Raw genomic sequence first — 26,206 nt, 5'->3', positions numbered from 1 at the left:
AGCATCCAGTCGGGCTCGTTCTTCTTCTGCGAGATGAATTTTACGATCTCTTCCGACAGCCCCTTGGGGGCCTTCTCGGTGTCGATCAGGGTCTCAAACCCATAACGATACTGGTCGACGTCGATGCCGCGGACCCGCTCGATTGTTTCCTGAACCGCCGCCATCGACCTGCCCTCAGGCCGGGATGCAGGTATCGGGTACCGGACAGACCACCGCGCATTGCGCCGTGTCGAAATGCCCCTCGCATTCGGTGCACTTCTTCGGATCGATCACGTACATATCGCGCTTAAGGCTGATCGCGGCGTTCGGACACTCGAACTCACACGCACCGCAAACCGTGCATTGCGAGGCGACGATCTTGTAGGCCATGTGTTCGACTCCTTGAATGGGCAATGCCGTCGAGCATCTCTCTTCAAGCGTCGTGCCAATCGTGAAGCCTCGGAAATTCAACGATAATTTTCTCGGATCCGGTTGTCGTGGCCCCGACAGCATGTCGCATCTGCGACAGTCGGGGTCAGAGCCGCTTGACCTCGATGCCGTGCTTCTTCAGCGCGTAGCCGATCTGCCGCGGGGTAAGGCCGAGCAGGCGAGCGGCCTTGGCCTGAACCCAGCCGGACTTCTCCATGGCGGCGACGACGCTGTCGCGGTCAGTCACACTGCCGGCCAGCGACCCGGCCGCGCCGCCCGCCCCCACCGGCTCGGCCGGCGGCGGAGATCCGCCGGCAACCCTCTCGCGCGGAACATTTGAAGGAAGCACGGTCAGCGGCACGATCGGCAGCGAGCGCTGTTGCGTGCTTTCCGATGTCCCGTTCCACAACATCGCAGACAGGCACTGGCTGTGACAGCAGGCGAAATCGTTCCGGACGATTTCCGGGCCCGGCGCCAGCGTCGCCGTGCGCTGTACGCAATTCTCGAGCTCGCGCACGTTGCCGGGGAAGCCGCAGCTCATCAAGACCTCGATCGCGTGCCGATCGAAGCTCAGCGCGCGGCCGTTCTCGCTGTTGAAGTTCTTTAGGAACTCATTGGCCAGTAGCGGAATGTCACTGCGCCGCTCGCGCAGTGGCGGCAGCATCATCGGCACCACGCTGATGCGATAATAGAGATCGGCGCGGAATTCGTTGCGCGCGACCGCCTCTTCCAGATTGCGATTGGTCGCGGCGATGACGCGGACGTCGACCTTGATGGTCTGATTGCCGCCGACCCGTTCGAATTCCTGCTCCTGTAGCACCCGAAGGAGCTTGGCCTGGAACGAGGCCGAGATCTCGCCGATCTCGTCCAGGAACAGGGTGCCCTTGTCGGCGAGCTCGAACCTGCCCTTGCGGGAGTTCAGCGCCCCCGTAAAGGCGCCCTTCTCGTGGCCGAACAGCTCGGACTCCAGCACCGATTCCGGCAGAGCCGCGCAATTGATCTTGATGAAGGGACGCTTCGACCGCGGCGACAATTCGTGAATGGCCTTTGCGATCAACTCCTTGCCGGTGCCGGATTCGCCGCGCAGCAGCACCGTCGAGTTCGACTTCGCCACCACCGCGATCTTTTCCAGCAGCCCGCGCAGGGCCGGGCTGTCGCCGATGATGCCTTCGACCTGAACCCTGCGGCGATCGCGCGTCGGCTTCAGCTCGGACAGCTCCTTCTGCAGCCGATAGCTCTCGTGCATCAGCCGCTCGCGGTCCTGCGCGACGACGCGGTGCAGCTTCACGGTCTGGCCGACCAGATTGGCGATCATGGTCAGGAGGCGGACGTCCGAATCGAACCGGTACATCGGGCGCTCGTCCCAGACCCGGTCGATCGTCAGCGTGCCGACGACCTTGGAATCGATGCGGATCGGCACGCCGATGAATGACACACGCGTGGTGTCCGAGGCGCCCAGGGTCTCGACATCCGCCGGGCTGAAGGCGGGATGGGTCGCAATATTTTCCGCAACCAGCGGCATTGCGGTCGCGACGATCTGGTCGACCGCCTTTTGCGGCAACCGTCCGCGATAGCGCTCATCGCTGCCCTCGCTCCAGCCGGCCCCCACCGCAAGATCGGGGATGCCGTCGTCGGAGAGCAGCGCGACGACGCCGTGGCGCATCTGCAGAAACGATTGCAGGAGGTTAATGACGTTCGCCAGTGTCGTCTCAAGCCGCGTCGGCGCCGTCAATATCTTGGAAATCTCGAAAATGCCGGTCAGCGCGATTTCGTTCAGCGGCACGATCGGCGCGATCTGATCGGCGGGAGAGCGTTCAATCAAAGGAGCAGCGTGCAGCATGACGGAATCTCCGTTGCCTGTTAGATCCTCCCCGCGGCCTTCTTTGGAATTTGTCGTATTCTGATTCATGTCGTGTCGGGAGTCGCGCTCAACTTGTCAGCATCGCTGCAAAAAGATTCCATCGCACGTGCTCGCTTTGTCATCCGTTTCGCGGAATTTACCTTCGGAATGGGGGTCACGCGCGAAAGCGGGATCGCCGCATTGATCCGGATCAAATCGACGAAGTTTCTTTTGCGATCGGCGCCGGCCACTTGATCACACGTGCTGTCCTCCGTTGATCGGTACTTCTGCACCTGTGACGTAGCTGGCCGCATCCGAACACAGGAAGAAGATCACCTTGGCGACCTCGTCGGGTGTGCCGACCCGATGCAGCGGGATGATCGGCGCCAGCTTGGCCTCTGTCTCCGGCGACAGGATATCGGTCTTGATCTCGCCGGGCGCAATGGCGTTGACGCGAATTCCGAACGGCGCGTAGTCATGCGCCATCTCGCGGGTGAGACAGGCGAGCGCCGCTTTCGATGTCGCATAGGCGGTGCCGGCAAACGGATGCACCCGCGAGCCCACAATCGAGGTGACGTTGACGATCGAACCGGCGGCGCGCTTCAATTCCTCCACGAGGCCCTGCGCAAACAAGATCGGCGCCAGCAGGTTGACGTGGAACACGCTCATCCAGGTTTCCACCGGCGTCGTCATCGAATTGAGCCGCGAGCCGTCGGCGGCCTTGGGTGAAATGCCGGCATTGTTGATCAACGCATGCAGCGGTCCGCCCTCGAGCCGCTCCTTGATCTCGGCAACCGCGCGCGGCAGGGCACGATGGTCGCTCAACTCGACCTGCACATGGTTGTCCGTCCCGGAATCCCAAGGACATCGCTCGCCATCGAAGGGCTGCCGGGAGCACGTGATGATCCGCCAGCCGGCCTCGGAGAACAGTTTTCCCGTCGCATGACCGATGCCGCGCGACGCACCTGTCAGCACCAGCGTCTTCCGTTCGCGGCCTTGTGCGCGCGACTTGTCGCCATGAAACGGGCACAGCGCAACATCAGGCGCAGACGCACCACCCGGCGCAGCATCGCGATCCAGCAGATCGAGCGTCACGTCAGCTCCTCACTGCGTCCGACCGGACGCCCGACAATTACGACTGGGCCGACTTTGCAGGAATTGGGCCACGCCCCCAATCGTTGCGGTTTCTTCTGCTCGATGTCGGCTTTTCGACACGATGCAAGGTTTGCAACACGCTCGCGTTTGCTTTCGGACCAGACGGGCCCGCGACGGCTTCGTGAATGTTGATCGGCAGTTGAGAGCTCTTTTTCAATCGTTCCAAATGGCCCGCCTCTTGCTCTTCCCGTTCCAGGCGGGTTCGCGCCTTGCTGCACGTTTCTCTGCAACCGTGGTTTCAAATGTCCCAGCCGAACGACCAACGACTCTTTGCTGTTATCCTCGGCACCAATGAGATCGCCTCCGCTGTCGGCATTCAACTCGTCCGCGCCGGATATTGCGTGGTGCTGTCGCACGATCCGGATCCACCGGTGATCCGGCGCAAGATGGCCTTTCACGACGCGCTGTACACCGACACCGTACAGCTCGAGACGTTGGTGGCGGAACGCGTCGACGACGGCGTGCAGGTCTATCAGGCGCTGGGCCGGCCGCCGCAAATCATGGTGACCTGGCTCGGGCTGCTTGATCTGCTGCCGGTACGTCACATCGACCTTCTGATCGATGCGCGCCTGCAGAAGCACCGGATCACGCCCGACCTTCGGCGGCTCGCCCGCTTGACCATCGGGCTCGGCCCCGGCTTCTCGACGAACTCCAATTGCGATGTCGCAGTCGAGACAAGGCCCGGCAAGATCGGGCTGATCACAGACACGCGCTGGACCGATGCGGCCGACGGCGTCGCTAGTTCGCTGGGCGACGTCGGTGCGGAACGCTTCGTCTATTCGCAATTCGCCGGACGCTGGCACACGCCGATCGAGATCGGCACCCGCGTATACCGGGATCTCGTGCTCGGCCATCTCTCCGGTGTTCCGGTGCTCGCGCCGCGCGACGGCATCCTGCGCGGCATCGCCCGCGACGGCTGCGATGTGCCGGCCGGCGTCAAGCTGGTGGAGGTCGATCCACGCGGCCGCGATGCGCAGTGGACCGGAACGGACGGCCGCGGACGCGCCATCGCCAGCGCCACCATTGCCGCCGTCAGGCTCCACGCTGCACGACGCATCACGCAACGGAATCCGGCATGATCGTTTGTTCCTGCAATGTCATCAGCGATCACGACATCAGGGATGTGGTATCAACCGACGGCGAGCTTTGCTCGGCCGCGCAGGTCTATGGCTGCCTCGGATGTACCGTCCGGTGCGGGTTGTGCTCACATTCGGTCAAGCGAATTCTGGAGGAGCGGCCGGCTCGCCGCGCTCGACATCTGGAGGACCTAGGCGCCACGGCGGCTCGCTCCGCGTAGCGTCTGGAACGACATGCCGGCATCGGCCCTCCGCAGGGGTGACCGAAATGGAAATTCGGAAACAACCCCATGCACAGTAGCCATGGCGTTGATCGCGCAAGATATTCTGATTTTACGAAAAAAATGTTGACCCGTCGGGCAAAACACTGGCAATATGCCATCATCACCTCACGCACCGCAGCGCCCCAGCCCGACACGCGGATGCGTGATCAGTCGATCGAGAATGCTGTCCATGGCGCTCACACGGCAACGGTCGGCGTCTTCTGGCGCCGCGCTTGGGCATAGAGGGCGGCGAGAGCGCAGGAGGCCATCCGTGCCCGTGGCGTATCGGCGCGCGAGGTCAGGACGACAGGCACGCGCGCGCCGAGCACGATGCCGGCGCCGTCGGCCTTGGCGAAATAAGCGAGATTCTTGGCAAGCATGTTGCCGGACTCGAGATCGGGCACGACCAGGATCTGCGCACGGCCGGCGACCCCCGACTTGATACCCTTGATGCGCGCGGATTCCGGGTCAACCGCATTGTCGAAGGCGAGCGGTCCATCGAGCACGCCGCCCGTGATCTGGCCGCGGTCCGCCATCTTGCAGAGCGCCGCCGCCTCGATCGTGGACGGAATTTTCGACGTCACCGTCTCCACGGCAGACAGGATGGCAACGCGCGGCGACTTGCCGAAGCCGGCCTGGTTGTAGAGGTCAATCGCATTCTGGATGATGTCGCGCTTGGCATCGAGATCAGGGAAAATGTTGATCGCGGCATCGGTCACGAAGATGGTCTCGGCATAGGCCGGCACGTCCATGACGAAGACGTGGCTGATGCGCCGGTCGGTTCGCAGCCCCCCGGCCTTCGCGGTGACGGCGCGCATCAGCTCGTCGGTGTGCAGGCTGCCCTTCATGAGCAGCTCGCCGCGGGCCGCATGAATCAATTCCACGCCTTTCGCCGCAGCATCATGGCTGTGGGCGACATCGACGATCTCGTAACCGGAAATATCCAACGCGAACCTGGCGGCCACATCCCTGATCTTGCGTTCCGGGCCAACCAACAGCGGCCGGATGATGCCGGCCACCGCGCTGTCGACGGCGCCCCGCAACGACGTCTCGTCGCAGGGATGCACGACGACGGTCGGCGCCGGCGGGACCGCCCTGGCCGCGGCGATCAGGTTATCGTACTTGCTGGGAGAGTGCATATCTGCCGTATCCTGTGACATCAATTTGCTCGCGATCCTGCCGCCCGCACCAGGACGCCTTCGCCTCGGATCGGCCCTCCGTCGCGCCGACAATTGACGGCGCCGTGCGAGAACGAACCTTGATCCAGGTCAAGATGAGCTGCCCACTTAAGAAGCTCTCATCCTGCATGGACATCACGAGATACGGCTTGCTTGACGACCCGATCGCTGCCGGAGTGACATCGGCATGTCACAAATCACAACTGCCGCGGCGCAAACAGCGGACGAAAGGCCACCGCCAACACCGCGCTCCAAGTCAGGATCGGCACGAACGGTCCGAACGACGAGGAACGTCCAGATCATCCAGCTCTAACGACGTTCTCGCCATTGATGATTGACCGAGGCATGTCAGAGGTAAAGCCTTGCCCTGCCCCGATTGAGTTGGTAGCATTTCCCATGCCTCAGGTTGAAGGCCCGAGAAGATCGATGATCTATTACACTTTTCAGAATCCAACCCGAGGACCTGTCTCGGCCCCGCGTTTCATCTCGCGGGGCTGACCAAGGAGCGCATCGCCGTCTCGTTGTCAGCCGCTTCTGCGCATTTTATCGCGCGCCCTGACTCCATGAGACTGCAATGTCCCTTATCGCCATCAAAGACGTTTCTCTGACGCGTGTCGAGACGCTTTTCACCGGGCTGAGTTTCTCGATCGCCAAAGGCGATCGCCTCGGCCTTGTCGCCGCCAACGGACGCGGCAAGTCGTCCCTGCTTCGTATTTTGGCGGGCGAGGACGATGCCACCACCGGCACCGTCACCCGCAGACGCGGGCTGATTGTGGCGGCCGCCCCGCAAGATCCGCCCGAACGGCTCCTGTCCCTGAGCTTCCACGAGGCCGTGCGCGACGCTCTCGCTCCCGATGTCGCCGAAATCGAGAGCTGGCGCGTCGATGTCCTGCTCGATGATCTGCTGGTGGACGACTCCATAAGGGGCCGCGCCATTCGCCGCCTGTCCGGCGGTTGGCAACGGACAATGCTGCTGGCACGAGCCGCCGTGGTCGAGCCCGATCTGCTGCTGCTGGATGAGCCGACCAATCATCTCGACATCGGCCGGATTGGCGTGCTCGAAAGGTTTCTCGCGGCCTTGCCTCGCGACTGCGCGGTGGTCGCAGCGAGCCATGACCGGGCGTTCCTCGATGACGTGACCAGCCGCACCTTGTTCCTTCGCCCCGAGGACAGCGCGGATTTTTCCTTGCCCTATTCTCACGCCGTGCAGGCATTGGAAGAACGCGATGCTGCGCGGGAAAGGCAGTTCGAGAACGATATGCGCAAGGTCAAGTCGCTCCGGCAGCAGGCGGCGAAGCTCAAGAACATCGGCATCAATTCCGGCTCGGACCTGCTGGTGGTCAAGACCAAGCAGCTCTCTGAGCGCGCCGACCAACTCGAAGAGCGCGCCCGACCAGCGCATCTGGAGCGCTCGGCAGGGACGATCCGCTTGACCAACAGTGGCAGCCACGCCAAGGCGCTGGTCACGATCAACAATACGGCAATCACCACGCCAGACGGGAGAGTTCTGTTCCGTATCGGACCGAGCTGGATCGAGAACGGCGACAGAGTGGCGCTGCTCGGAGCGAACGGCACCGGCAAGACGCGGCTGGTCGAAAGGTTGCGGGCGGCACTTACCGCGTCGGATCCGGACATACGAGGGGCGACGAGCCTCAAGCTCGGATATTCGGATCAGGCGCTGTCTCAGCTCGACGCGTTTGCAACGCCTTGGGAAGCCGTCAAGCGTTTGAGCAGTCTTCCGGATCAACTGACGCGCTCGCAGCTCGCGGGGGCCGGGGTCGGCATCGACGCCCAGGCTGCACCCATCTCGCGGCTCTCGGGCGGCCAGCGAGCGCGTCTCGCCATGCTGCTGCTGCGTCTGGCGCAGCCGAATTTCTATCTCCTGGACGAGCCGACCAATCATCTCGATATCAACGGGCAGGACATGCTGGAGAGCGAGTTGATCGCGCACGGTGCGGCCTGTCTTCTCGTCAGCCACGATCGCGCCTTTGTCCGAGCCGTAGCGACACGGATTTGGGTCATCTCGGAAAAGCGGCTCGTCGAGGTTGATGATCCGGCCCCCGTCTTCGACCGGCTGATGTCCGGTTGAACTCTGCATTGTCTCGCAACGCGGCATCCGGCGGACAGAGCCCGCCGGCAGCCACGCGGCTAAATCGCCGTATAGCCGCCATCCGCATTGATGCATGCGCCGGTGATGATCGAGGCTCTCTCACTGGCGAGAAAGGCCACGACCTGGGCAATCTCGTCGGGCCGGGCGAGGCGCCCAATCGGCTGGCGTAGCAACATCGCCTGCCGAACCGCTGCGGGGAGTTGGGCCAGGAGCGGTGTGTCGACATAGCCCGGCGAGACGCAGTTTGCCCGGACACCTTGCCGCGCGTAGGTCAATGCAACCGAGCGGGTGAGATTGACGACTCCGGCCTTCGCAGCCGAGTAGGCATTGCTGTTCTCCTGACCGACATGGGCGAGGATCGAAGCCATGTTGACGATCGCACCGCCGCCCGTTGCGAGCATCGCGCCAACGGCAAATTTGTTGCAAAGCGCAACGCCGGTAAGGTCAACGTCGATCACACGTCGCCAATCGTCGAGATCGAGCTGATGGATCGGCGACTTGCGTTCGGGAATACCCGCGTTGGCGACGAGTATGTCGATCCGACCGAAGCGTGCGACCGTGGCCTGCATCAGTGCCGCAACGTCGGCCTCATCGGTGACGTCGACACGTTGAAACATCACCTCAAAGCCGTCATCGGCAAGTTCGGCCGCGAACGCAGCGCCGCCTTCAGCGAGATCGCCGAGCACGACCTTCGCACCTTCAACCGCAAACAGCCGGGCAATCGCCGCTCCGATCCCCGAGCCAGCGCCTGTGACGACCGCGACCTTTGCCTGCAGCATCGATCCCTCCTGCCTGACCAGCGACCCGCCGGCATCTCAGCTCTTCTCGAAGCCCGGGCGCGGAATCACGCCCATGATCGTCCGGGTGAAGCCACCGTCGACGACGAGTTCTTCCCCGGTGATGTAGCTTGCACGCTCGCTGGCGAGGAACACCACCGCATCGGCAATGTCTGACGGCCGGCCGATGCGCTGCGCCGGCACCAATGCCCGCCGGGCGTCGTGAACACCTGGCGCCTGATAGATCGCCTCGGTCATCGGCGTGCGGATCATGCCCGGGCTGACCACATTGCTGCGCACACCGCGTGGCCCCCATTCGACGGCGAGCTGACGGGACAGCATGACGACGCCGGCCTTGCTCACGCTGTAGGCGCCGCTGTAGCTCTGCGGGGACGATGCCGAGATCGACGCGACATGGACGATGGCGCCGGCGCCCCGCTGCAGCATGGGCCGACCGAGGACCCGCGCGCAGCGCAGATAGCCCGTCAGATTGAGCGACAGAATGCGATCCCAGTCGGCCATGCCGATGGCATCGAGGCCGCCGGACAACATGGTGCCGGCATTGTTGACGAGGATCGCGACCTGGCCGACCTTTGCGGCGATCTGCTCGGCGACGTTCGCGACGCTGTCGTCGCTCGTAACGTCGCAGGCGAAGAATTGAGCGCGGCCGCCAACGCCCCGGATCTCCGCCACGACGTCTGAGCCGGCCTCATTCCGATCGAGCACGACCACGTTCGCACCGACCGCCGCCAACCCGAGAGCGATGCCGCGCCCGATGCCGGCGCCACCACCCGTCACCACGGCGACGTTCGAGGAAAGATCGATCCATGTCATGCAGCGCTCCGCGCGTTGAGAAAGGACGGCCCGCGCATCAGGATGAAAGCCCCGCCAGGGACGGCAATTCGATCCTGCGGATCAGACGGTTCTCCTGCGCGACGATGAGATGTTCGGAAGCCCTAAGATAAGCCGGCCAGTCCGGATCCCTGTCGCGCGCAGCGTGCCGGCGCTCGAACTCGCCCATGTCGGGAAAGCCCCAGAGGTGCACGATCTGATTCAGCGGCCCGACCGCGCTCGTGAACATGCCGAGCGGCCGCCCCAGATATTTGAGCTGGACCGGCATCGCAAGCCGATCGAATACATCGATGAACTCCGTCATTTTCCGCAGCGCAATGGTGTAAACGCGCAAATCGACGATGGCATGCTCGGTCATCGGACCTCTCCCGACTTGGCGATCAGCTGCGCACCAGTGCGCAATTGCCTTCCTCGATGGGCCGGAACGCCTCGTCCGCGCCGAGCGTCGAGACCAGCTTGTAGACGTCGCCGGTTGATTTGCTCTCCGCGGGCTTCTTCACCTCGAAGAGATAGGCCGGGTGGATCTTGCGACCGTCGGCTCGGATCTTGCCCTGACCGAAGCAATCGTCGTCCGTCGGCAGCTTCTTCATCAGCTCGACCACGTCGCGGCCATTGCGCTTGGCGCGCTCGACGCCGAGCTCCTTCACCGCCTTGAGGTAGTGCAGCACGCAGGCGTAGTCGCCGGCCTGGCTCATATTCGGATAAACGTTGGCGGCGAGGCGCGGCTTCACCCGATTCATGAAGGCGCGGGTCCGGTCGTTCAGGTCCCAATAGAAGGTCTCGGTCAGCGACAGCCCTTTCGCCGTCGACAGGCCCATGCCGATGACGTCGGTCACATAGCCGACCAGCGCCGCCATGCGCGTGCCGCCCTGGTCCAGGCCGAACTCCTGTGCCTGCTTCAGGCAGTTGATCAGCTCGTTGCCCGAATTGGCGAAGGCGATCACATTGGCTCCGCTCGACTGCGCCTGCAGCAGGAACGATGAGAAGTCCGACGTCGAGCCGAAGGGATAGCGTACCGAGCCTAGCACCGTGCCACCGGCCGCCTTGACGAACTTCGCCGCATCCGCTTCGGCCGCATGGCCGAAGGCGTAGTCGGCGGTGAGGAAGAACCATTTCGAGCCGCCGGTCCGGACCAGCGAGGTCGCGGTGGAGTGAGCGAGGCACCAGGAGTCCCACGACCAGTGCACCAGATTTGCGCTGCAGTTCTTACCTGTCAGGTCGGACGAGCCGGCGGTGGTGATCAGAGCGACCTTGTTCTTGTCCTCGATCAGGTATTTCGCGCCGAGCGCGATCGAAGAGTTGCCGACATTCTCGATCACGTCGACGCCGTCCTGGTCGAACCATTTGCGGATGATCGCAAGTCCGACATCGGCCTTGTTCTGATGGTCCGCCACCAGGATCTCGACCTTGATGGACGGATTGGACTCCATGAATTCGGCCGCAGCCTGCTGCGCGCATGCGACTGTGGTCGGCCCCGACACGTCGCGATAGATGCCGGACATGTCGGTGATGACGCCAATGCGAATGGTGCTGTCGGCCTGCGCTCGCGCCAGGCGCGGCGCCAGCGTTGCCGCGAGACCTGCACCGACAAAGCCCCGTCGGGTGATGTTCATGTCGCTTTCTCCCTCTCTCGCCGCACCGTTCCGGCGCATGCTCTCGTTGGTCCCGATGGACGATGTGCTTTCAGGCTTGCTGACCGGCCAGATGACGGCCGGTGATGTAGCCGAAGGTCATGATGGGGCCGAGCGTGATGCCGGCGCCGGGATAGTTGCCGCCCATGATCGAGGCGCGATCGTTGCCGACGGCGTAGAGCCCGCCGATGGCCGTGCCGTCGTGGCGCACCACCCGGCCGACCACGTCGGTGGTCAATCCATCGAATGTGCCGAGATCGCCCATGATGATCTTCAGCGCGTAATAGGGCCCGGTCCCGATCGGCGCGACGTTCGGATTGGGCTTGTGCTCGGCATCGCCGAGATAGCGATTGAAGGCCGTGCTTCCGCGCTTGAACGCGGGGTCCTCGCCGTGAACGGCTCCCTGGTTGTACGCGCGAACCGTTCCCTCCAGGCCGTCGGCATCGATGCCAGCATTGGCGGCAAGTTCACGGAGCGTCGTCGCTCTGGTGAGGTAGCCGTTGCGCACGAAGATGCCGACCGGCACGGGCGCCGGCTTGGCGTAACCGAGGCCGTATTTCCGGATCGTCGCGTGATCACAAATCAGCCAGGCTGCGGTTTCCTTACCGCCGACGCCGTCGGCAATCATGGCAGCGCCGACGTCGTGGTATGATTCCGACTCGTTGGTGAAGCGCCGTCCCTTCCGGTTCACCGCGATCACGCCGGGCTTATAGCGGTCGACGAGATGCGGAAACGCGCCGGCGCGATTGCCGAGCGGCACACGCGATACCGGCATCCAGGCGGCGGCGTTCGTAAAGCGGATATCGCAGATGCCGCCGACCTCCTCCGCCATGCGGATGCCGTCGCCGGTATTGGCCTCGGGCGTCGGCGACAGATGTTCCCCGCCGCGGGCAAGGTGCGGATAGGCGCGAGCAATGCGGGTCTGATCGTGGGGAAATCCGCCGCTCGCCAGCACCACCGCGCGGCGCGCCGCGATCCGGTAGTCGCCCTTCTCGTCGCTCACGACCGCGCCCGTGATGACGCCATTGTCGCTGAGCAGCCGCCGCGCCGGCGTTGCCGTGAGCAGGGGGATGCCGAGATCGAAGACGGTCTTGGCCAGACGCGCCGCCAATGCGTTCCCACTGGTGATCTTGACGCCTCGGCGGTAGAGGGCAAGGTCCTTGATGTGGCTCGCAAGCCGCCTGGCGACATAGATCGCGGAGGTGAGCGAGCTCGTCACACGGAAGAAATGCTTCAATTCGTCGTTGGATGAATTGAACATCATCCCGATGAAGGTGATGGTCTCGAGCGGCGGGCGCAGCCGTCCGATCTCCGCGCCCAGCGCACGGGCGTCGTAGGGCGCCGCAGTGACCGAGCGGCCGAGCTTCGCGCCGCCCGCGACGTCGGGGTGATAGTCCGGATAGGCAGACAGAATGAACTTCGCCTCGGTCTCCTTCTCGAAGAAGTCGAGCATGCGTGGACCGATTTCGAGAAAGGCATCGATCGCCGCGTCGTCGAAATGATTGCCGGTCTCGTGTTTGAGATAGGTCCGGGCCGCCTCGCGGCTGTCGGTCAGCCCGGCATCACGGGCATGCCGGTTGCCGGGGATCCAGAGCACACCGCCGGAGAAGGCCGTGGTCCCGCCGAAATACTGATCCTTCTCGATGATGATCACATCGAGCCCTGCTTTCCGCGCTGTGATCGCGGTGGACAATCCGCCGGCGCCCGATCCAACCACCAGCACGTCGCACGACAGATCACGGTCCTGTCCCGGCATTGGCGCTCCTCCTGCGGCATCCCGGATCGTCGGCTGTGTCGCGACTGCACGGGATCGACCTGCGCTGGGTAGGACGGAGCCGCCCAATCCGCCAATGGACGAACCTTCTTTCCTATTGTACTTTTCGTAAGTGCAGCGCAGCGTACTGCAATGACCAAAGACGTCGGCCCGGAACCGCGGACATGATCCCACACTATTTTTTGTACGAAGAGGATGCCGCGAAGGTCGAACCCGCATTCCTGCACATCGAACCGATCCCGGTGCGCAGCGGACGTCACAATTGGACAATTCAAACCCATACACACCCGGACCATCACCAGATCCTGGTCATCAGCAAAGGCGGCGGCAGCATCGAGGTCGAAGGCGAAAACTGGGAGCTGGCGCCGCCGGCGCTGGTGATCATTCCCGCGCTCACCGTTCACGCCATCCGTTTCAAGCCCGGCACCGACGGCTATGTCATCACGGTCGCACCGCCCTTCCTGCAATCGGCCCTCGACGACGATCCCGAGCTCGTCGGCAGCTTTCATGTGCCTGCCCGCTTTCTCCCGCAGCAGATCGGCGATGACATCGATCTGATCGGCCTGTTCGCCTCGCTCGAACATGAGTTCGTCTGGTCGGCACCCGGGCGGCGCGCCGCGATCAAGGCCTATCTGCAATTGCTGGCGGTCGCTGCGCGGAGGCTCCTGGAGCAGGAGCGCGCTCGCCCCGTCGCCTTCGCGCGCGATGCAAACACCGTGATGCGCTTTCGCGAGCTCCTCGAGCAGAACTATCGCAATCACCCGCCGCTCGATTTCTACGCACGCAAACTGGGCGTGACGACCGCGCGCCTCAATGCCTGTTGCCGTATCGCGACAGGCCGGTCCCCGCTGGCGCTGATCAACGACCGTCTGCTCACCGAGGCCAAGCGCAACCTGCTCTATTCCGACATGAGCGTGAACGAAATCGGCGCCGCACTCGGCTATGACGACCCCGCCTATTTCAACCGGTTCTTCTCGCGCAATGCCGGCATGCCGCCCGGCCGCTTCCGCGACGGCCTGCTGCCCGGCGGCAACCGCAATTGATGGCGCGCCCCGTCAGTTCCCCAGCGCAGAGGCGAGCCCAGCGGCCTTATTGATGCATCATCGATCGGCCCGATAAAGCTCGATGGTGCGGCGGATGCCATCCCGGAGCGACGTGGCGGGCAGATCGGGAAATACGCGACGCAATTCGCCTTCGCCGATGTCCGCTGCGAATGGAAGCAGGGGGCCGTCGATGGCGATCCTGGCGTTGGGGACAACGGCCCGGACCGCGGCGACGACCGCGTCATTCGACGCCACTTCGCCCGGCAGGTTGAAGACATGCGCACCATGGGGCTCGCGGCGAAGCGCCGCTTCATAGGCCGCAACCACGTCGTCGACAAACACGAGGCCGGCAGTGGCAATGTAGGGAATGACATAGGCCTCGCCGCGCGCCGCCGCGCGGCAGGCGAGCGAAGGACCCGCGGTCGATCCGCTCTCCCGGCCATAACCGTAGACGATGTAGGGCCGGAAACCGACGCTGGCGATGCCGTGATCCGCCCAAAAGGCGCGTGCACTGCCCTCGCAGGCGAGCTTGAACGTACCGTAATGGGTCACCGGGCGTGGCGTCGTCTCATCGTCCGGCCCGTAGACGCCGGCGCTGCTGGTGAAGACGATGCGGCGGATGCCGAGCGCCCGCGCGGCGTTGAAGACATTCAGCGTTCCGACCAGGTTGATCATCGCGCCGCGGACGGGGTCGTCCTTGCAGGCCGGCGTCAGGATGCCCGCCAGATGGACGACAGCGTCGCAGCCTTCGGCCGCAGCCCGCACCGCCAGCCCATCGGCGATATCACCGAGATGCCACTCTACCGACGCCGACGCAGCTCCGACGATCCGGTCGAACTGCGCGCTGCGCGGGACGGGTTCGAACACGCGCAGGCGATTGCCCGTTTCGGCAAGACGCCGCGCCAGCCAGGCGCCGATGAAGCCGCCGCCGCCGGTGATGAGAATTCGCATGGGACTCACAACTCGCGCCGTTCAGGATGCATTGGTGCCGAAGAAGCTGCCAAGGGGCCGGCCACCTTGCAGGCCCGGCGAGGCGAGCGTTGCCATCGAGAGCTCCTGCGCGGTCTGCAGCAGTGCTGGCGCCAGTTCGAGCATCCGCTCTTCCGTCAACCGGATATGGGGACCTGCGATCACGACCGCGCCGGTCACCTCCTTGGTCTTGGGATGACGGATCGGCGCTGCAGTCGCGCTCATCCAGGGGGTGTAGGTCTGCATGCAGACGCTGACGCCGCGCTTGCGGGTCTGGCGCAGATATTTCTGCAAGGCCGGCCAATTCTCCGGGGCGCGCGGGCCATAGTCCTTGCGCAGTCCATAGCCCTGCTTCTCGACGAGCGCGCGCGCCTCCTCGTCGGTGAGGCAGGACAACCAGGCGTGACCGCTGGCCGAGCAGGACAGCCGTCCCACCTGCCCCATGTCCGGATCGTAGCGAAGTCCCGCAGGCGAGCCTTGCGCCTTGGCGACCCAGACCAGCTCACGCCCGTCGATCATTGCGAGGCGCACCAGCTCGCCGCTCTCCCGCGCAAGGCGGTCCAGCAGCGGCTGGGCGAAATCGGTGATGCCGCTGCCGGCGAGGAAAGTGAAGGCGAGCGAGGCAATCTTTGCCGTGAGCTGGTAGGCGCCCTGCTCGCGCTCCTGCTTGACGTAACCGTGCTCGATCAGGCTCGTGAGCACACGATGCGTGGCACTGCGCGGGATACGCAGGGAATCGGCGATCTCGAACAACAGCATGCCGTGGGCGTTGCTGGCGAGCAGCTCGAGCACACCGAGGGTGCGCTCCAGAAGGCCGCTCGGCGCCTCGACGGGCTCCGAACTTTTCAGCATGAGGGTATCCTGGCTCACGATTCCGTCTCCTGATCAGGCCTCACTATCTGTCCGGTTTTGGCGGCTTTGTGAACAGCCATCGTCGCCTGCAATGTCAGCATTCCATCGCGCGCCGTGATCAGCGGCAATTCCTCCCCGCGCGCGACACGCACCAGATGATCCAGTTGCGCGCGGTAGGGATCGCCGCGCTCGATATCGAGGCTCTCGCGCGCAATCGGTGCGAACCAGCTCTTCGTGGACTTATACCGCCAAAAGTCGAGAGTCGGCAGGGCGAGCGAGCCTTCCGTTCCACTGATGAAATGCGTCTGCACCGCGGCGGGCTGCGGCGGATAGTTCGCGCTCTCGCCGCTGGCAAGATCCCAGCTCCATGGCGCGACTGCGGTATCGCTGAGATTCAAGGTCACCAGCGCGCCATTGACGAGACGGAGCAGCACGGCCGCGCTGTCCTCGACGGCGAAGCCGCGCACGGCATGTGAGGCAACCGCCTGGACCGAGGCAATCTCGCCGCACAAGTGACGGATCAGGTCGATCTCGTGAATGAGGTTGATCAGCACCGGCCCGCCGCCGGGCTCGCGTCGCCAGGCCATCTCGAAATAATCGGCGGGCTTGTAGAAAGTGTAGAGCACCGATGCGTTGGTGAGGCGCCCCAGCGCACCTTCGGTGATGATGGCTCGCGCCCGCCGGATGATCGGATTATGTCGCCGATGATGTCCGACGAGAACGGGCACGCCGGCACGCTCCGAAGCGGTCGCGATCGCCGCCGCGTCGGCCAGCGTGCTTGCGACGGGCTTCTCGACCAGCGGCACGATGCCGCGCTCGATGCAGGCGATGGCCAGCTCGCGATGGGTTGCGTTCGGGGTCGCAATGATCGCGACATCGGGCTTCACGCCGTCCAGCAGATCGCGCGGCTCCGCGAACCAGCGCACGCCGAGACTTTCGGCATAAGCCTTTCCCGCAGCAACGGGTTCCGCAATTGCGGCGAGCGTGCAGATGTTCGACCGGCCGATCGTTTCGACATGCGCCCGGCCGATTGCGCCGGCTCCGATGACCGCCACGGTGGCCTTTGTCATTTCCTATCCTTCCATGGGCTTTGGGACCCTTAGCACGCACCGTCGAGTATTGGAATTCAATTCCAGTTTTGAGTTTTTGGATATTGGAATCCAATTCCAGTCATGCTAGAGGCGCCTCCAAGAGCCGCTGATGTGCGGCCCGCCAGCCACGACTGGCTCGTAGCAGGGAGGACGAAAATGACGGAACGGACCAAGACACGCGGCCCCACGGCCTTGCACATCGGCCGACGCAGCCTGCTATTGGGCGCGACATCGCTCGCGGCCTCCAGGCTCGGCATGCCCTATATCGGCAACGCCGCGGCCGCCGAGCCGATCAAGATCGGCATGATCTGGGCGAAGACCGGATCGATCGTCGACCAGGCGGAATATCTCGCGCAGGGCGGCATGCTGGCATTGGAGCAACGCAACGGCACGTTGCTCGGCCGGCCCGCCGAAATCGTCTGGCTGGACGAGCCCAATCCGCAAGGCGCACAGCAAAGTGCAGAGCGCCTCGTCGGCGAGCAGAAGGTCGTCGGCATGGTTGGCGGCGCGCTGTCCTCGTTCGCGCTCGCCATCTCGTCGGTCGCCAAGAAGGCCAAGATTCCCTACGTTGCGGCCAACGCCGCCACCGGCGATCTCACCGGCAAGTCCTGCAACAAGTACACCTTCCGCCTGCAGCCGCCGGTCGACGTGCACGCCCGCATTCTGGCGCCCTATTGCGCCTCGATCGGCAAGAAGTGGTACCTCCTGACCGCGTCCTACGCCTTCGGCCAGGACATCAAGCGCGCCTTCACCGACTACATCACCGCCAATGGCGGCACGGTGGTCGGCGCCGACGAGGTGCCGGTCGGAACACCGGACTATTCGTCCTTCATCTTGAAGATCCGCGCCGCCAAGCCCGACGTCGTGATCGGCGGCATCGCCGCCAGCGATCTGACCACGTTCCTCAAGCAATGGAACGAGCTCGGCATGAAGGGCAAGATTCCCTTTGCCGAGATCTCGGTCGGCAACACCGATTTGTGGGGCGTCGGCCCCGAGGCGGCCGACGGCCTCTACACCATCACCTGGTGGTACAAGAACCCCAACAATTCGCCCGAGGAGCAGGCGATGGCGGCGGCCTACGAGAAGAAATACAACCGCCCCGCCGCCGACAAGGCCTGGATGGGCTGGCTCGGCATGAAGAGCCTGCTCGATTCCATCGAGATGGCAAAGTCGACCGAACCCGGCGCGATCGTCCAGGCGCTCGAGAACTGGAAATATCGCCGCAGCGACATGGATATCGGCTATCGCGGCTTCGACCACCAGATGACGAGCCGTCTGCTGGTTGCCGGCATCCACCCGAAGATCACGGACAAGTGGGACTATTTCGACGTCAAAGCCGAATTGCCCAAGACGCCGGACGACATCGCCAAAGCCTTCGGTGCGCAGGCCGACAGCGTCTGCAAGATGGACACGCTCTGACGTCGCTCACAGGCGGCGCGCGATGTGGACACGTTGTGCCTTCATGTCGCGCCTCGTTCGCCAACAACGGATGACGCCATGCTCGATATGATCCTGTCGCAGGCCGTCAATGGTCTGGTGCTCGGCTTTCTCTACGTCCTGATTGCGATCGGGCTCTCGATCATTTTCGGGATGCTCGGCATCGTCAATTTTGCCCACGGCGCCTTCTTCGCGATCGGTGCCTATCTCGCCTATGCGCTGGGCAGGGAATTCGGCTGGTGGGCCGCACTCGCCGCTCCGCTCCTGACCGGCGCGATCGGCGTCTTGGTCGAGATGGTCCTGATCCGCCATCTCTACGGCAAGGAGCCGCTGCTCGGCCTGATCCTGACCTTCGCGCTCGCGCTGCTCGCGGAGGCCTTGCTGCGCCTGATCTTCGGCGGCGCGCCGGTGCCGTTCGCAGCGCCAAAATTCCTGGCGGGCTTCGTCGAATACGGGCCGATCCTGATCACCAAATACCGGATGTTCGTGCTGGTCTCGACCGCGCTGGTGCTGGTGCTGTTCTGGGCGTTCCTCGCCTACACGCCGTACGGCCGGATCATCCGCGCCGGATCGCGCGATCCGGAAATGGTCGGGCTGCTCGGCATCAACCTGCCGATCGTCTTCACCGGCGTGTTCAGCATTGGCTGCCTGCTCGCCGGCCTCGGCGGACTTTTGGCGGCGCCGCTCTGGACCATCACGCCGTCGATGGCCGCCGGCGCGATCATGCCGGCCTTCGTGATCGTGACCATCGGCGGCCTCGGCTCCTTCCTCGGCGCCATCGTGGCCGGCCTGCTGGTCGGCCTCACCACCGCCATGACCATCCAGTTCCAGCCGGAATGGTCGGGAGCTGCCATGTACATCCTGATGGCCGCCATCCTGCTCATCCGTCCGCGCGGACTGTTCGGCGAACGCTGGGAGAGGTTCGAGTGACACGTTTGTCTGCGCTACGTCATCCGGCGCTCATCGTCGCGCTCGTCCTCGCCGCGCTGACCGCTGTCTGGTCGCTGCTCGGCGCGCCGATCTCGCTGATCACGCAGATCGCAATCTACACGCTCTATGGCGCCGGCGTGAACCTGCTGGTCGGCTATACCGGCCTCGTGCCGTTCGGCGCCTCGGTGTTCTTCGGTTGCGCCAGCTATGCAGCCGCGTTCTTTGTCCTCGGCCGCTACGGCAACGACCTCGTCTCGCTCGTCTTCGCGACCTTGTTCTCGGCCCTGCTCGCGCTTGCGATCGGCGCCGTCATCCTGCGACGCAAGGGCCTGTACTTCTCGCTGCTGACCCTCGCCTTCTCCCAGATCGCGTTCGAGATCGCGTTCAAATGGACCGCGGTGACCGGCGGCGAGAACGGATTGCAGAGCGTTCACCGGACCAGTTTCACGACAGCATGGTCGTTCCACGTCTTCGTCGTTGCAGTCACCGTGATCTGCATGTGGCTGATGTGGCGCATTGCCCACTCGCCGTTCGGACGCGTCCTCCAGGCGATACGCGACAACGAACAGCGTGCGAGCAGCCTCGGCTATGACGTGCATCGCTTCCGCCACGGCGCGCTGATCCTGACCGGAACCTTCGTCGGTCTCGGCGGCGCGCTGCTGACCCTGATGCTGGAAGGTGTCTACGCCAACAATCTGAGCTGGCAGCATGCCGGCGACTCGCTGCTGATGACGGTGCTCGGCGGCGTGCATCATGTGCTCGGGCCGCTGTGGGGCGCGATCGCCTTCATCATACTCGAAGACCGCCTGTCGGCGATCACCGAAAACTGGTGGCTGGTCTTCGCGCCGATCCTGATGCTGTTCGCGCTGACGTCCCCGGAAGGCATGCAGGGCCTGTGGCAACGCCTCTTCGGCCGGCAACGCTGGACCCTGGTACGCCCCGATATCCCGCCGCGCCCCGATGTCATCGCTCCATTCACAAGCAGCGCCGCCGGGTTCGAGCGCGGCAAGCTGCTGCTCCAGACCATTGCCCTGAGCAAGAGCTTTGGTAGCCTGGTGACCGCTAAGAGTATCGATCTCGAGGTCCGCAGCGGCGTGCTTCACAGCATCATCGGTCCGAACGGCGCCGGCAAGACCACGTTCTTCAACATGCTGTCCGGAGCGCTGAAGCCCAGCGGCGGGCGCATCGTGTTCGACGGCACCGACGTGACGCGGGCGCCGATGCATCTGCGTGCCCGCCTCGGCATCGGGCGCTCGTTCCAGATCCTCTCGATCTTCCCGAATCTCACCGTATTCGAGAACGTCCGCGTGGCGGTGCAGGCCCAGCGCAAGGGATCGGGCGCACTGCTCTCCGACGCTTACGCGGTGGACGCGGTCAACGCGCGGACGTGGTCGATCCTCGACGCCGTCGGCCTTGCCGACGTCGCCGCCGATCAGTGCGTCAATCTCCCGCACGGCGCCAAACGCCTGCTCGAGATCGGGATCACACTTGCGATCGACTCCAAGCTGCTGCTGCTCGACGAGCCGCTGGCGGGCCTCGCCGAGGCCGACCGCATCGTGGTTGCCGAGTTGATCCGGAAACTCGCACAGAGCCATGGCGTTCTGCTGATCGAACACGACATCGACCGCGTGCTGGCGATTTCCGACCGCATCTCCGTGCTGCACCAGGGGCGCATGATCGCCGACGGCAAGCCCGCGGACGTCGCGGCCAATCCCGATGTCATCGCGGCCTATCTCGGCGCAGCGAGGGACGGCGCGCAGGCTCCGCCGCCCGCGATCGAACGCGCCGCGCATGCACGAGCCGAGGCCGTGCTCGTCGCGAGCCGCGTCTGCGCGGGCTATGGCGGAAGCACGGTGCTCGAGTGCGTCGATCTCACCGTGCACGCGGGCGAAGCCGTCGCGCTGCTCGGCCGCAACGGGGTCGGCAAGACGACCCTGCTGCGCAGCCTCACGGGGACGTTGAGCGCGAGCAGCGGCGAGATTCTGTTCGAGGGCAAGCCGCTTACAGATCTGAAACCCTACGAGATCAACCGTCTCGGCGTCTCCCTCGTACCCGAGGGACGCCGGTTGTTTCCCAATCTGACGGTCACCGAAAATCTGCAGCTCGCGGCCCGTCCGGGCGGCATCGGGCTCGATGGGGCGTTCGAGCTGTTCCCTCGCTTGCGCGAGCGCCGCGCTGCCAAGGCCGAGAGCCTGTCGGGCGGCGAGCGCCAGATGGTCGCGATCGCGCGCGCCCTGATGGTGCCGAGCAAACTGATCCTGCTCGACGAGCCCTTCGAAGGTCTCGCGCCGGCGGTGGTCAAGGAGGTCATGGACGCGCTCATCAAGCTGCGCGGCAAGGTCGCCATGGTTATCGTCGAGCATCATGCCGAGCTCGTCCTGCCCATCGTCGATCGGGCCTATGTGCTGGTGAACGGCCAGATCGCATTCACCGGCGACGCAGTGATCCTGGAGCGGGATCATGAATTGCAGGCCCGCCTGCTCGGCGTCGTGCAGACCGAGCCGGCAGAGGCCCGCGGCGCGGCATAACAAGAAGAAAAAAAGCATGATCAGCCTGAACCTGACCGGCGCAACCCGCCTCAACATCATCGTCGGCGACCCGATCGCCCAGGTCAAATCGCCCGGCGGCGTCACCAAGGCCTTCGCCGATCGCGGCTATGACGGCATCCTGGTGCCGGTGCAGATCGACAGCGCACATCTCGGAGCTTTCCTGAGCGCGGCAACGGAGGTCCGCAATCTCGACGGCATCATCGTGACGGTTCCGCACAAATTTGCCTGCTTCGAGTTCTGCGCCAGCGCGACCGAGCGGTCGCGCCTGCTCGGCTCGGTCAACATCATGCGCCGGCGGCCGGAAGGCGGCTGGCACGGCGACATTGTCGACGGGCTCGGTTTCGTCGGCGCGGTGCGCGCCAATGGCGGCGAGCCGGCCGGCAAGCGCGCGCTGCAGGTCGGCGCCGGAGGCGCCGGGTCGGCCATCGCCATGGCGCTGGTCGAGGCCGGCGTTCGCTCGCTTGCGATCCACGACACCGACGCATCCCGCCGGGACCAGTTGATCGCCAAGCTCAAAACGCTCGGCCGCGCCGAGATTGTCGCCGGCACGGCGGATCCCTCCGGTTTCGAACTGGTCGCCAACGCCACTCCGCTCGGCATGCGCTCCGGTGACCCCTATCCGGTCGACGTGGCGAAGCTCGATGCCAGCACCTTCGTCGGCTGCGTCGTCACGAGCCCGGCGGTCTCGCCGCTCGTCGAAGCTGCCCGGCGCCTGGGATGCCGGACCTCGACCGGCACCGACATGTACGATGCGCTGCAGAGCTCGATGATCGACTTCCTGCTTGCGCGCGAGGAAGCGAGGTAAGGCCATGTTCAGGACCATCGACACGATTTCCGACCGGGCGCGCTACGACGTCGTCGTGATCGGCTCGGGCGCCGCCGGCATGGCGGCGGCACTGTTCGCCGCCATCGAGGGCCGCAAGGTGCTCGTGGTCGAACGCACCGAATATGTCGGCGGCACCAGCGCGTTGTCGGCTGCGACGACGTGGATGCCGAACTCGCATCATTCCAAGCGCGTCAACCCTGACGACAGCCGCGAGAAAGTCCGCAAGTTCCTCGATGGCGTTGTCGGCAACCACGCCGCGCCTGCGATGCGGGAGGCCTTCCTGGACAGCGCGCCCGAGGCGGTGGCGACGCTCGAGGCGAACAGCGAGGTCAAGTTCCGCCCTTACGCGACCCATCCGGACTACGAGCAGCAATTCGAAGGCGCGACCATGCGCGGCCGCGCGCTGGAGCCCGTGCCGTTCGATGGCCGCAGCCTCGGCGCCGATCTCGACAAGATCCGCCCGCCGATCCCGGAGTTCACGATCTTCGGCGGCATGATGGTCGACCGCACCGATATCGGCCATCTCCTCGGTATCAGGAAGTCCGTGCGCTCCTTCGCGCATGCGGCAAGGATCCTCGCACACTATGCGGGCGACAGGCTGATGAGGCGGCGCGGATCTCGCCTTGTCATGGGCAACGCGCTGATCGGCCGCTTCCTGGCGTCGCTCAACGCGCGCGGCGTCGACATCCTGCTCCGGACCGAGGTGCAGGATCTCGTCACGGAGAACGGTGCAGTCACCGGCGTAGTGCTGAGATCGGGCACGACCGCACGGCAGGTGACCGCCACGCGGGGCGTCGTTCTCGCCGCCGGCGGCTTCAACAGGCATCCGCAGCGGCGCGGTGAACTGCTGCCCGAGGGCGAGACCTACAGCCCGTCGGCTCCGGGGCACACCGGCGCGATGCAGGATATCGCGCTGCGGCTCGGCGCGCGCCTCGGCGAAGGCAATCTCGACAGCGCGTTCTGGGCACCGGTCTCGATCCGGCGGCGGGCCGACGGCAGCACCGCAAGCTTCCCGCATTTCGTCATGGACCGCAGCAAGCCCGGCACGGTCTGCGTCGACCAGAGCGGCCGGCGCTTCGTCAACGAGTCCGTTTCGTACCATCTGTTCGGCCGGGCGATGTTCGAGCACAACAAGACCGTGCCCTGCATCCCCTGCTTCATCATGACCGACGCAGTCGGCCTGAACAAATACGGCCTCGGCATGGTGCGCATGGGCACGCGCGACCTCACGCCTTATCTCGCCGACGGCTATCTGACAGCGGGCGCGACGGTGAGCGAGCTCGCCGGCAAGATCGGCGTGCCGGCGGCCAATCTCGAAGCCACGGTCACGGCGATGAACCGCTATGCCGCCGATGGCACCGACCCGGAATTCGGCCGCGGCACCACGCCCTATCATCGCGTCAACGGCGACGCCTCGGTTGGCCCCAATCCGACCCTCGGCCCGATCGCAACGGCGCCCTATTACGCCGTGCGGCTCTATCCCGGCGACATTGGCGCGGCGACCGGACTTGTCATCAACGAATGGGCGCAGGTGACGCGCGCCGACAACAGCCCGATCGCGGGCCTTTATGCCTGCGGCAACGAGGCCAACTCGATCATGGGCGGCACCTATCCAGGGCCGGGCATCACCATCGGTCCGGCCATCACGTTCGCCTACCGCGCGATCCGTCACGCGCTTGGCGAAACACAGGCACGGCGCGCCGCATGAGTTCGATCCATGGCCAAAACTGACATCGTCGACTGTGACCTGCTCGTGATCGGTTCGGGCGCGGGAGGGCTGGCGGCGGCCGTCACCGGCGCCTCACTCGGCCTCGACGTCCTGCTGATCGAGAAGGACACGCAGCTCGGCGGCACCACGGCCTGGTCCGGCGGATGGATGTGGATCCCGCGCAATCCGCTCGCGCAGGCGGCCGGCATCGTCGAAAATCCGGAGCAGCCCAGGCGCTATCTGCGGCACGAGCTTGCCGAGGGTTACGACCCTGCCCGCATCGAGATGTTTCTCGATCAGGGCCCGCGCATGATCGACTTCTTCCAGCGCGAGACCCGCCTCGCTTTCATCGATGGCAACCAGATTCCCGATTTCCACGGCAACAGCCCGGGCGCGGTGACAGGGGGGCGATCCGTCTGCGCGGCGCCGTTCGACGGCCGTGAGCTGGGTGCGCGCATCCGCGATCTGAGGCCGCCGCTCGAGGAAGTGTCGCCCTTCGGCATGGGGATCGCCTCGGGCGCCGATCTCAGGCACTTCCTGAACGCCAGTTCGTCGCTCGGCTCCTTCCTGCATGTCGCGCGGCGGCTGGCGCGGCATTTCTGCGACCTGCTGCGCTTCGGCCGCGGCATGCACCTGGCCAACGGCAACGCGCTGGTGGCGCGCCTTCTGAAATCGGCCGACGAGCTCGGCGTGCGGATCATGACGGCGACGCCGGCACGGTCGCTATCGACGGAGGGATCTCGCGTGGTCGGCGCCCACGCCGGACAGGACGGCAAGGTATTCGATATCCGTGCGCGGCGCGGCGTCGTGCTCGCATGTGGCGGCTTTCCGCATGATGTCGCACGGAAAGCGGCGCTGTTCGCCCACGCGCCGAGCGGCCGCGAGCACTGGTCCGCGGCGCCGGAGAGCAACACCGGCGACGGCATCCGCCTCGGCGAGACCATTGGCGGCCGGCTGCGCACCGATCTTTCCGACACCGGCGCCTGGGCGCCGGTGTCGCTGGTTCCGCATCAGGGCGGATCGGTCGGCCGCTTCCCGCATCTGATCGAGCGCGCCAAGCCGGGCCTGATCATGGTGCGCAAGGACGGACTGCGCTTCGTCAACGAGGCCGATTCCTATCACGACGTGATGAAGGCGCTGTTCGCCGCGACACCCGCAGGCGAGCCGGCGGAAGCGTGGGCGATCTGCGACACGGCCTTCATCAAGCGTTACGGACTGGGCCGGGTTCGCCCGTCGCCCTTCCCGATCCGCCCCTGGCTGCGCAACGGCTATCTCAAGCGCGGGAACAGCGTCCCAGCGCTCGCGCGCGCCTGCGGCATCGCCTCGGCGGCTTTCGAAACGACGATCGCGGACTACAACGCATCTGCCGCGCGTGGCGAGGATCCCGCCTTCGGCCGCGGCAACACGCCGTACAACCGCGTGCAGGGCGAGGCCGCGCATCAGCCGAACCCGTGCGTCGCCCCGATCGAAGCCGGTCCGTTCTATGCGGTGAAGATCGTCGCCGGCAGTCTCGGCACTTTCGCAGGGCTCGACACCGACGAGCATGCGCGCGTGCTCGATGGCGAGAAGAAGCCGATCGAGGGCCTCTATGCCGTCGGCAACGACATGTCGAGCATCATGGCCGGCCGCTATCCGTCCGGTGGCATCACCCTCGGTCCGGCCATGACGTTCGGCTACATCGCCGCGCATCACGCCGGCGGGATTCCGCTCGAGAACAACCGGTCAGCAGCCGCATGAC

The 26,206-nt window shown here is 64.9% G+C and carries 23 protein-coding genes and 1 pseudogene; 11 read left to right on the top strand and 13 right to left on the bottom strand.

All coding sequences use genetic code 11. The annotated features are described in order from the left end of the window. From G8O24_RS35855 to nifA, 3 genes and pseudogenes are all read right to left on the bottom strand, one after another. Positions 1–164, bottom strand: a pseudogene (locus G8O24_RS35855) (Fe-S cluster assembly protein SufB); the annotation flags it as partial. A gap of 10 nt (positions 165–174) precedes the next feature. Further along, a complete protein-coding gene (locus G8O24_RS35850; protein ID WP_028137126.1) occupies positions 175–369 on the bottom strand; it encodes a 4Fe-4S binding protein in 195 nt (64 codons plus the stop codon). A gap of 145 nt (positions 370–514) precedes the next feature. Continuing rightward, positions 515–2,248, bottom strand: a complete 1,734-nt coding sequence (gene nifA, locus G8O24_RS35845; protein WP_188107239.1) for a nif-specific transcriptional activator NifA — start codon at positions 2,246–2,248, stop codon at positions 515–517. 93 nt (positions 2,249–2,341) lie between these two features. Here nifA and G8O24_RS35840 point away from each other — a divergent pair, with 93 nt between their 5' ends. Then, entirely contained in the window at positions 2,342–2,503 is a 162-nt protein-coding gene (locus tag G8O24_RS35840; RefSeq protein WP_188107238.1) for a hypothetical protein, read from the top strand. Here G8O24_RS35840 and G8O24_RS35835 read toward each other — a convergent pair whose 3' ends face one another. Then, positions 2,504–3,343 (bottom strand): SDR family NAD(P)-dependent oxidoreductase, encoded by an 840-nt coding sequence (locus tag G8O24_RS35835; RefSeq protein WP_188107237.1) that lies wholly within the window; start codon positions 3,341–3,343, stop codon positions 2,504–2,506. Positions 3,344–3,645: 302 nt separating this feature from the next. Here G8O24_RS35835 and G8O24_RS35830 point away from each other — a divergent pair, with 302 nt between their 5' ends. Further along, positions 3,646–4,482: a xanthine dehydrogenase gene (locus G8O24_RS35830; RefSeq protein WP_188107236.1), complete on the top strand. Its 837-nt coding sequence runs from the start codon at positions 3,646–3,648 to the stop codon at positions 4,480–4,482. Beyond that, a complete protein-coding gene (locus G8O24_RS35825; protein ID WP_188107235.1) occupies positions 4,479–4,700 on the top strand; it encodes a (2Fe-2S)-binding protein in 222 nt (73 codons plus the stop codon). The genes G8O24_RS35830 and G8O24_RS35825 overlap by 4 nt, the downstream gene beginning before the upstream one ends. A gap of 239 nt (positions 4,701–4,939) precedes the next feature. Here G8O24_RS35825 and G8O24_RS35820 read toward each other — a convergent pair whose 3' ends face one another. Further along, complete coding sequence (locus G8O24_RS35820) at positions 4,940–5,902, bottom strand: phosphate acetyltransferase (protein WP_188107234.1); 963 nt, start codon at positions 5,900–5,902, stop codon at positions 4,940–4,942. A 592-nt stretch (positions 5,903–6,494) separates the two neighbouring features. On the opposite strand from G8O24_RS35820, the gene G8O24_RS35815 reads away from it, so the two are divergent. Beyond that, positions 6,495–8,009 (top strand): ATP-binding cassette domain-containing protein, encoded by a 1,515-nt coding sequence (locus G8O24_RS35815; RefSeq protein WP_188107233.1) that lies wholly within the window; start codon positions 6,495–6,497, stop codon positions 8,007–8,009. A gap of 59 nt (positions 8,010–8,068) precedes the next feature. On the opposite strand, the gene chcB2 is transcribed toward G8O24_RS35815, so the two are convergent. The 5 genes from chcB2 to G8O24_RS35790 all read right to left on the bottom strand — a co-directional run bounded on the left by chcB2 (position 8,069) and on the right by G8O24_RS35790 (position 13,045). Next, entirely contained in the window at positions 8,069–8,809 is a 741-nt protein-coding gene (gene chcB2 / locus G8O24_RS35810; RefSeq protein ID WP_188107232.1) for a cis-4-hydroxycyclohexanecarboxylate dehydrogenase, read from the bottom strand. Between the two features lie 36 nt (positions 8,810–8,845). Continuing rightward, positions 8,846–9,640, bottom strand: a complete 795-nt coding sequence (locus G8O24_RS35805) for an SDR family NAD(P)-dependent oxidoreductase (protein WP_188107231.1) — start codon at positions 9,638–9,640, stop codon at positions 8,846–8,848. A gap of 37 nt (positions 9,641–9,677) precedes the next feature. Further along, the gene (locus G8O24_RS35800; protein ID WP_188107230.1) at positions 9,678–10,016 is read right to left on the bottom strand and encodes an NIPSNAP family protein; all 339 of its coding nucleotides are present in this window, start codon (positions 10,014–10,016) and stop codon (positions 9,678–9,680) included. Between the two features lie 22 nt (positions 10,017–10,038). Continuing rightward, on the bottom strand, positions 10,039–11,271 hold the full coding sequence (locus tag G8O24_RS35795) for an ABC transporter substrate-binding protein (protein ID WP_188107229.1): 1,233 nt from the start codon (positions 11,269–11,271) through the stop codon (positions 10,039–10,041). A gap of 70 nt (positions 11,272–11,341) precedes the next feature. After that, positions 11,342–13,045, bottom strand: a complete 1,704-nt coding sequence (locus G8O24_RS35790; RefSeq protein ID WP_188107228.1) for an FAD-dependent oxidoreductase — start codon at positions 13,043–13,045, stop codon at positions 11,342–11,344. A gap of 182 nt (positions 13,046–13,227) precedes the next feature. On the opposite strand from G8O24_RS35790, the gene G8O24_RS35785 reads away from it, so the two are divergent. Continuing rightward, positions 13,228–14,106, top strand: coding sequence for a helix-turn-helix domain-containing protein (locus G8O24_RS35785; RefSeq protein ID WP_188107227.1), 879 nt, complete (start codon positions 13,228–13,230; stop codon positions 14,104–14,106). A 57-nt stretch (positions 14,107–14,163) separates the two neighbouring features. Here G8O24_RS35785 and G8O24_RS35780 read toward each other — a convergent pair whose 3' ends face one another. The 3 genes from G8O24_RS35780 to G8O24_RS35770 are packed head-to-tail and all read right to left on the bottom strand — an operon-like array spanning position 14,164 to position 16,997. Continuing rightward, a complete protein-coding gene (locus tag G8O24_RS35780) occupies positions 14,164–15,057 on the bottom strand; it encodes an NAD-dependent epimerase/dehydratase family protein (RefSeq protein ID WP_188107226.1) in 894 nt (297 codons plus the stop codon). Positions 15,058–15,078: 21 nt separating this feature from the next. Continuing rightward, positions 15,079–15,927, bottom strand: a complete 849-nt coding sequence (locus G8O24_RS35775; RefSeq protein ID WP_188107225.1) for an IclR family transcriptional regulator — start codon at positions 15,925–15,927, stop codon at positions 15,079–15,081. Between the two features lie 14 nt (positions 15,928–15,941). Then, positions 15,942–16,997, bottom strand: coding sequence for a Gfo/Idh/MocA family protein (locus G8O24_RS35770; RefSeq protein WP_188107224.1), 1,056 nt, complete (start codon positions 16,995–16,997; stop codon positions 15,942–15,944). Positions 16,998–17,174: 177 nt separating this feature from the next. Here G8O24_RS35770 and G8O24_RS35765 point away from each other — a divergent pair, with 177 nt between their 5' ends. The 6 genes from G8O24_RS35765 (at position 17,175) to G8O24_RS35740 (ending at position 26,205) form a co-directional block, all read left to right on the top strand. After that, complete coding sequence (locus G8O24_RS35765; RefSeq protein WP_188107223.1) at positions 17,175–18,437, top strand: ABC transporter substrate-binding protein; 1,263 nt, start codon at positions 17,175–17,177, stop codon at positions 18,435–18,437. 78 nt (positions 18,438–18,515) lie between these two features. Next, on the top strand, positions 18,516–19,385 hold the full coding sequence (locus G8O24_RS35760; protein WP_188107222.1) for a branched-chain amino acid ABC transporter permease: 870 nt from the start codon (positions 18,516–18,518) through the stop codon (positions 19,383–19,385). Then, positions 19,382–21,913 carry a branched-chain amino acid ABC transporter ATP-binding protein/permease gene (locus G8O24_RS35755; protein ID WP_368736641.1) on the top strand — a complete coding sequence of 844 codons (2,532 nt, stop codon included), beginning with the start codon at positions 19,382–19,384 and terminating at the stop codon, positions 21,911–21,913. Before G8O24_RS35760 ends, G8O24_RS35755 begins: the two co-directional genes overlap by 4 nt. Positions 21,914–21,929: 16 nt before the next feature. Continuing rightward, the gene (locus tag G8O24_RS35750; RefSeq protein ID WP_188107220.1) at positions 21,930–22,739 is read left to right on the top strand and encodes a shikimate dehydrogenase family protein; all 810 of its coding nucleotides are present in this window, start codon (positions 21,930–21,932) and stop codon (positions 22,737–22,739) included. A 4-nt stretch (positions 22,740–22,743) separates the two neighbouring features. Next, positions 22,744–24,468 (top strand): FAD-dependent oxidoreductase, encoded by a 1,725-nt coding sequence (locus G8O24_RS35745; RefSeq protein WP_188107219.1) that lies wholly within the window; start codon positions 22,744–22,746, stop codon positions 24,466–24,468. Between the two features lie 9 nt (positions 24,469–24,477). Then, complete coding sequence (locus tag G8O24_RS35740) at positions 24,478–26,205, top strand: FAD-dependent oxidoreductase (RefSeq protein ID WP_188107218.1); 1,728 nt, start codon at positions 24,478–24,480, stop codon at positions 26,203–26,205. Position 26,206: the final 1 nt, after the last annotated feature.

It is taken from the genome of Bradyrhizobium campsiandrae, from assembly GCF_014529705.1.
GTDB lineage: Bacteria > Pseudomonadota > Alphaproteobacteria > Rhizobiales > Xanthobacteraceae > Bradyrhizobium > Bradyrhizobium campsiandrae.
The sequence above is the reverse complement of the archived record's forward strand: the minus strand, read 5'-3'. Positions and strand labels throughout refer to the sequence as shown.

Coding starts and splice junctions, on each gene's coding strand:
- nifA (WP_188107239.1), bottom strand. CDS start 2,248: ATGCTGCACGCTGCTCCTTTGATTGAACGCTCTCCCGCCGATCAGATC.
- G8O24_RS35795 (WP_188107229.1), bottom strand. CDS start 11,271: ATGAACATCACCCGACGGGGCTTTGTCGGTGCAGGTCTCGCGGCAACG.
- G8O24_RS35765 (WP_188107223.1), top strand. CDS start 17,175: ATGACGGAACGGACCAAGACACGCGGCCCCACGGCCTTGCACATCGGC.
- G8O24_RS35785 (WP_188107227.1), top strand. CDS start 13,228: ATGATCCCACACTATTTTTTGTACGAAGAGGATGCCGCGAAGGTCGAA.
- G8O24_RS35750 (WP_188107220.1), top strand. CDS start 21,930: ATGATCAGCCTGAACCTGACCGGCGCAACCCGCCTCAACATCATCGTC.
- chcB2 (WP_188107232.1), bottom strand. CDS start 8,809: ATGCTGCAGGCAAAGGTCGCGGTCGTCACAGGCGCTGGCTCGGGGATC.
- G8O24_RS35740 (WP_188107218.1), top strand. CDS start 24,478: ATGGCCAAAACTGACATCGTCGACTGTGACCTGCTCGTGATCGGTTCG.
- G8O24_RS35790 (WP_188107228.1), bottom strand. CDS start 13,045: ATGCCGGGACAGGACCGTGATCTGTCGTGCGACGTGCTGGTGGTTGGA.
- G8O24_RS35820 (WP_188107234.1), bottom strand. CDS start 5,902: ATGTCACAGGATACGGCAGATATGCACTCTCCCAGCAAGTACGATAAC.
- G8O24_RS35770 (WP_188107224.1), bottom strand. CDS start 16,997: ATGACAAAGGCCACCGTGGCGGTCATCGGAGCCGGCGCAATCGGCCGG.
- G8O24_RS35815 (WP_188107233.1), top strand. CDS start 6,495: ATGTCCCTTATCGCCATCAAAGACGTTTCTCTGACGCGTGTCGAGACG.
- G8O24_RS35830 (WP_188107236.1), top strand. CDS start 3,646: ATGTCCCAGCCGAACGACCAACGACTCTTTGCTGTTATCCTCGGCACC.
- G8O24_RS35805 (WP_188107231.1), bottom strand. CDS start 9,640: ATGACATGGATCGATCTTTCCTCGAACGTCGCCGTGGTGACGGGTGGT.
- G8O24_RS35825 (WP_188107235.1), top strand. CDS start 4,479: ATGATCGTTTGTTCCTGCAATGTCATCAGCGATCACGACATCAGGGAT.
- G8O24_RS35850 (WP_028137126.1), bottom strand. CDS start 369: ATGGCCTACAAGATCGTCGCCTCGCAATGCACGGTTTGCGGTGCGTGT.
- G8O24_RS35745 (WP_188107219.1), top strand. CDS start 22,744: ATGTTCAGGACCATCGACACGATTTCCGACCGGGCGCGCTACGACGTC.
- G8O24_RS35775 (WP_188107225.1), bottom strand. CDS start 15,927: ATGCTGAAAAGTTCGGAGCCCGTCGAGGCGCCGAGCGGCCTTCTGGAG.
- G8O24_RS35780 (WP_188107226.1), bottom strand. CDS start 15,057: ATGCGAATTCTCATCACCGGCGGCGGCGGCTTCATCGGCGCCTGGCTG.
- G8O24_RS35800 (WP_188107230.1), bottom strand. CDS start 10,016: ATGACCGAGCATGCCATCGTCGATTTGCGCGTTTACACCATTGCGCTG.
- G8O24_RS35760 (WP_188107222.1), top strand. CDS start 18,516: ATGCTCGATATGATCCTGTCGCAGGCCGTCAATGGTCTGGTGCTCGGC.